Source organism: Spirochaetota bacterium (assembly GCA_025061835.1).
Lineage (GTDB): Bacteria > Spirochaetota > Brevinematia > DTOW01 > DTOW01 > SKYB106.
In genome coordinates, this window is record JANXAC010000040.1 from 1 (window position 1) to 3,129 (window position 3,129).

General features: G+C 33.7%; 2 protein-coding genes. Both read left to right on the forward strand.

Annotation, left to right across the window (positions count from 1 at the left end):
• A partial coding sequence (locus tag NZ579_08090; GenBank protein MCS7299895.1) for a helicase occupies window positions 1-358 on the forward strand: 358 nt, incomplete at its 5' end.
• The coding region (locus NZ579_08095; protein MCS7299896.1) for an Eco57I restriction-modification methylase domain-containing protein at window positions 359-3,129 on the forward strand (2,771 nt) is incomplete at its 3' end.

A 3,129-nucleotide genomic window follows, 5' to 3' on the forward strand; every position in this document is an offset into this window, starting at 1 on the left:
TTTAGACTCATCCTCTTACTTCAAAAAGAGCATACCCAAAGCAAATGACCTTGCCTACCAAGCACTAAATCTACTACAATCACTACTTAATATAGAGGAAGAGAGTATAAGGAAACACGCAAAATTCATATCAGACCTCATTGAAGATATCAAGGAGAATGGAACACTATCCGAATACATACTTTCAGAAATTGTTAAAATGGAGTCTATTATGAAAGATACCAAAAAACTATCCGAGAAGATTATAGAAATCAGAAATCAACTAGGAGATAATTTTCTTGAAAAGGTAAAGGAATATCTTAAAAATATCTCATCGGAAGTAATTATAGCAATTGAAAATATAAAAATGGAGGCATAAGTGAGTGACATCTATCACAAAATAGAATCGCTTATTCAAAACTTTTCTATCAGCACTCTATCCGATATATTAGCCGATAAAAACTTCACGATTTATAGAACATCCAATAGACTATATCAATTTGAGGACAAAGATTTTGTAGAGATACACGAGGTCGGATATATCAACATGAAACATTCAAGAGATTTGAAAGCATTTGCAATAAAAACACTCGGAGAGATAACCGAACGTAGCAGCAAGAAAAAACAGTATGATAAAGCAAAAGAAATACTCAAGACTCTGAATACCGAGTATGGTATTTTCACATTCTACGACGAAATAGGAAACTTTAGATTTTCTTTTGTCTACACCGAGTATTTTGGAACGAAGGCAAAGTTTAGTTACTACAAAAGATACACCTATTACGTATCTAAAAACAAACCTTACCGAACCTTTCTTAAAGCATTAGGAGAAGTAAAGTTTAACTCCTTGGGAAGTATAATATCAGCGTTCTCAACACAACCACTCACAAAGAGATTCTATACAGAAATACAGAACTGGTATGCTTGGGCTTTGAAACACTCAGAATTCCCGGGAGGCAGTCTAGAGGAAAATCTAATAAGGCTTCTTACAAGACTTATCTTCGTTTGGTTCTTAAAGGAAAAAGGACTTATACCTGAAGAAATTTTTGATCCAACTTTCCTTGAAGGAGTTGTCAGAGATTTTGGTAAAGATTGCAATTACTACAACGTCATTCTACAAAATCTCTTTTTCACTACCTTGAATACATACCCTAAAAAAAGAAGTTTCGCAAAAGATGCTAGTTTCCCTATCAACAGGGAAGACTTCGGAGTTAAAACACTCTATAGATATAAAAGTAAGATTCTAATTAATGAAGACGATTTTATAGACATATTCAAAGATGTTCCCTTCATAAATGGTGGTCTTTTTGAATGCCTTGATGAAGATGGAAATTACATAGATGGCTTTACAAGAAATAGTTATAAAATAGCAAGACTACCAGATTTTCTGTTCTTCAGAGAAAAAAGGAAAGAAAACCTATCTAAGTTTTACGGTTATGAAAAAGAAGTTGAGGTAAGAGGACTTATAAACATTCTAAAAGACTATAACTTTACTGCTGACGAGTCATCACCAGTAGATGTAGAGGTATCTCTTGATCCTGAACTTTTAGGACACATCTTCGAAAACCTGCTCGCATCTTACAACCCTGAAACCAAAACTACCGCAAGAAAAGCAACGGGAAGTTATTACACTCCAAAAGAGATTGTTGATTTCATGGTAGAAGAATCTCTCCTTGAGTATCTGAAAACCAAAACTAGTATTGACGAGGATAGATTAAGAATACTTCTTTCTTACTCCGAAGAAAATGCTGAATTAACGGATGAAGAAAAAGACAAAATACTTGAAGCAATAGACTCTCTTAAAGTTATAGACCCAGCAGTCGGTTCTGGTGCTTTTCCAATGGGAATAGTTCATAAAGTTGTGAATATACTAAACAAAGTTGATCCAAATAATGAACTCTGGCGTGAACTACAAAGCAAAAAGGTAATTCAAGAGTTTGAGGAAGTTCTGAAAATTGAAGACAAAGATAAGAGACAAAAATTACTAAAAGACATTGACGATAACTTTGATGAGAGTATCAAATATCCTGACTACGCTAGGAAGCTCTACGTAATAGAGAACTCTATCTACGGAGTTGATATACAGCCTATTGCTATACAGATCTGCAAACTTCGTTTCTTCTTGAGTTTGCTTATAGACCAGAAGATTGACAAAAGCAAGGAAAACTACGGCATAAAACCACTACCGCACCTTGAGACTAAATTCGTATCCGCTAATACACTAGTCGGGCTAAATAAACCATTACAAATGACACTCCAAAACTCAGAAATTCAAAAACTCAAAAACGAACTAAAAATCTTATATAGAAGACACTTTATGATTAGGACAAGAGAGGAGAAAAAGAAACTAGTTGGAGAAGTAAATAGAATTAAGGACAGGCTTAAAGTTTTACTTAAAGAAAATAATTGGGGGGACGCAGAAGTAGAGAAGATTATTAGTTTTGACATCTTCTCGCAAACAAAAACAGCAGACTGGTTTGACCCCGAATGGATGTTTGGTGTTGAAGATGGCTTTGATATAGTTATAGGCAATCCACCGTATATAAGACAAGAAAAAATAAAGGATCTTAAACCTATACTTCAGTCTCAAGGATATGAAACATTCTCTTCAACAGCGGATATCTATGTTTTCTTCTACGAAAAAGGATACAACATACTCAAAGATTCTGGAATATTATGCTTTATCTCATCAAACAAATGGATGAGAGCAAATTACGGTGAAGAATTGAGAGAATTTCTTTTAGATAAAACAACAATCTTAAGAATAATTGATTTTGGAGGCTTCCATGTGTTTGAGCAAGGTGTTGATACTTGTATCGTTCTTCTGAAAAAACAATCTTTACAACCTGACTCGTATATCAACCTCGCTAATGTACCATCAACACTCAAAAGTCTTGAAAAAGCAATAACCTTTATAAAGGATAACTCACAAATGATTAAACAGGATCAACTCTCTAAAGAAGTTTTTGTTTTATCTGAAGATAGAATATTAAAACTAAAAGAAAATATAGAAAAAATAGGTAAGCCTCTCAAAGAGTGGAATGTTAAAATATATCGCGGTATCTTAACAGGTTACAACAAAGCATTTATAATTAAAGAAGGAACTAGAAATGAAATTCTTGATCGTTGTGAGCCTGGAAAAGAGAGAAA